The 3254-nt window shown below is 36.5% G+C and carries 2 protein-coding genes; both read right to left on the bottom strand.

Annotation, left to right across the window (positions count from 1 at the left end; all coding sequences use genetic code 11):
- A partial coding sequence (locus tag AJ889_RS00125; protein ID WP_070293174.1) for a flagellin occupies nucleotides 1–1478 on the bottom strand: 1478 nt, incomplete at its 3' end.
- Between the two features lie 144 nt (nucleotides 1479–1622).
- A partial coding sequence (locus AJ889_RS00120) for a flagellin A (RefSeq protein ID WP_070293172.1) occupies nucleotides 1623–3254 on the bottom strand: 1632 nt, incomplete at its 5' end.

Here is a 3254-nt window from a genome sequence, read left to right as displayed (position 1 = left end):
GCTGTTTCAGCTATATCCATCACAGCCATAGCACCTTTAAGTGTGGTAACACCTGCTGTTTCATCTTTTACTCCAAAAGCAGTTGTTTTCATAGTTGCAAACTGAGAAAGTCCGCTTTGACTAGAAAAACCTGAACCTGCAGAAACATTATATACCGCAGAAAGTTGCGAAGCAGCTGAAATAGTTATTGCATTAGTAGTAAGTACAGCAGAATAATTCTTACCACTACCTACAGAATAACCTGAACCTGCCGAAAATCCACTTCCTGCACTACTCATATAAGCGCTAACAGAAGAAACTCCAGCTAACATAACTCCTTTATTTACAGAACCAAATCCCATAGCATCAGCGATATTAGCATCAAATCTTCCTTTTGATTCTCTTAAAGAAACAGAAGCTTGAGAGATAAATTGAGTTGCACCAAAGCCTGCAGAAGAAAGATTGCTACCGCTGATTAAAATATCTTTACCATCATTTTTAACTAAAGACAAGCGGCCATAGTTTTCTTTCATATCAGCATTGATAAAGGCACCTCCACCTATATTACCATCGATTTTAATCCCTCTACCTTCTCTTGAAGTAAGTAAAAGTTGTCCATTAGCATCGATTGAAGCTTCAACTCCAGTAGTATCTTTAACCGAATTGATTGCAGCAACTAAAGCACCGTTTCCATCACCATCTTTGTAATCTACTTTACCGATTTTTACCCCATTAATAGCAAAGTCATCTGAAGTAGTTCCTGCTCTAACTGCAGCCATACCTCGAGTCTCTACTGTAAAAGTAGCTCTAACACCTGTTTTATCAGCATTTTTATTGATCTCATCTGCTAAGGCTCCAAGTCCTGTTCCAACTGAAGTTGAAATCACAACTTTTTGAAACTGAAAATCATCTATACCATTGTAATTTTTAAGAGTAAATTGCACTTCGCCACTAGTTGAAATTCTTCCTCCTGTTTCAAAGCGTGTTAAACCTATCTTAGAAGACTGGGTTGCTCCTATAGTAGCTTTTATAGTTTGATTTGAACTTGCGCCGATTTGAAATTCTTGATTGATAAAATTTCCACTTAAAAGTTGTTTACCGTTAAATGAAGTAGTATTTGCGATATTGTCAAGTTCTTCCATTAAACGGTTGATATCTGCTTGAAGCATAGTTCTTGTTTTTAAACTTTGTCCATCTTGAGCCGCTTGAGTTGCCTTAGTTTTGATTGTATCTAAGATTTTAAGTTGCTCATCCATAGCCTTATCAGCAGTTTGTAAGATACCTAAAGCATCGTTACCATTAGATATAGCTTGACCTAAAGTATTAGCTTGAGATCTTAAACTATCTGCTATCGCCATCCCTGAAGCATCATCTGCTGCGGAGTTGATTCTAAGACCTGAACTAAGTCTGCTTAAAGACTTATCCAGTTCTCTAGCATTAACAACTGAATTTGCATGTGCGTTTAATGCACCGATGTTAGTGTTTATCCTAAAACCCATTTTAAATCCTTTCAAAATATTGCATCGAAAAGATTAAAGCAAAAAGTGTTCCAAGTTTTAGTTTAATTAAAAATTTTAGAGTTTAAAATAAAAAAGCCTAGCATTAAACTAGGCTTGGATTTGTATATATTACAGCTTTTTAAACTACTGTAGTAATCTTAAAACATTTTGTTGAACAGAATTAGCCTGTGCCATGGCATAAGAGCCGCTTTGAGCTAAGATATTTGCTTTAGAGTAGTTTGCACTCTCGGCTGCAAAGTCTACATCACGGATTTGCGATTCTGCTGCTTTAACGTTTACTTGAGTAACAGTGATGTTGTTTATAGTTGATGTAACTTGATTTTGCACCGAACCAATGTCGGCTCTGATTTGATCAAGATTTGTTATAGCTGTTTCAGCTATATCCATCACAGCCATAGCACCTTTAAGTGTGGTAACACCTGCTGTTTCATCTTTTACTCCAAAAGCAGTTGTTTTCATAGTTGCAAACTGAGAAAGTCCGCTTTGACTAGAAAAACCTGAACCTGCAGAAACATTATATACCGCAGAAAGTTGCGAAGCAGCTGAAATAGTTATTGCATTAGTAGTAAGTACAGCAGAATAATTCTTACCACTACCTACAGAATAACCTGAACCTGCCGAAAATCCACTTCCTGCACTACTCATATAAGCGCTAACAGAAGAAACTCCAGCTAACATAACTCCTTTATTTACAGAACCAAATCCCATAGCATCAGCGATATTAGCATCAAATCTTCCTTTTGATTCTCTTAAAGAAACAGAAGCTTGAGAGATAAATTGAGTTGCACCAAAGCCTGCAGAAGAAAGATTGCTACCGCTGATTAAAATATCTTTACCATCATTTTTAACTAAAGACAAGCGGCCATAGTTTTCTTTCATATCAGCATTGATAAAGGCACCTCCACCTATATTACCATCGATTTTAATCCCTCTACCTTCTCTTGAAGTAAGTAAAAGTTGTCCATTAGCATCGATTGAAGCTTCAACTCCAGTAGTATCTTTAACCGAATTGATTGCAGCAACTAAAGCACCGTTTCCATCACCATCTTTGTAATCTACTTTACCGATTTTTACCCCATTAATAGCAAAGTCATCTGAAGTAGTTCCTGCTCTAACTGCAGCCATACCTCGAGTCTCTACTGTAAAAGTAGCTCTAACACCTGTTTTATCAGCATTTTTATTGATCTCATCTGCTAAGGCTCCAAGTCCTGTTCCAACTGAAGTTGAAATCACAACTTTTTGAAACTGAAAATCATCTATACCATTGTAATTTTTAAGAGTAAATTGCACTTCGCCACTAGTTGAAATTCTTCCTCCTGTTTCAAAGCGTGTTAAACCTATCTTAGAAGACTGGGTTGCTCCTATAGTAGCTTTTATAGTTTGATTTGAACTTGCGCCGATTTGAAATTCTTGATTGATAAAATTTCCACTTAAAAGTTGTTTACCGTTAAATGAAGTAGTATTTGCGATATTGTCAAGTTCTTCCATTAAACGGTTGATATCTGCTTGAAGCATAGTTCTTGTTTTTAAACTTTGTCCATCTTGAGCCGCTTGAGTTGCCTTAGTTTTGATTGTATCTAAGATTTTAAGTTGCTCATCCATAGCCTTATCAGCAGTTTGTAAGATACCTAAAGCATCGTTACCATTAGATATAGCTTGACCTAAAGTATTAGCTTGAGATCTTAAACTATCTGCTATCGCCATCCCTGAAGCATCATCTGCTGCGGAGTTGATTCTAAGACCTGAACTAAGTCT

It is taken from the genome of Campylobacter sp. BCW_6468, assembly GCF_001762865.1.
Classification (GTDB): Bacteria; Campylobacterota; Campylobacteria; order Campylobacterales; family Campylobacteraceae; genus Campylobacter_D; species Campylobacter_D jejuni.
This window is presented reverse-complemented; position numbering and strand designations above follow the sequence as displayed.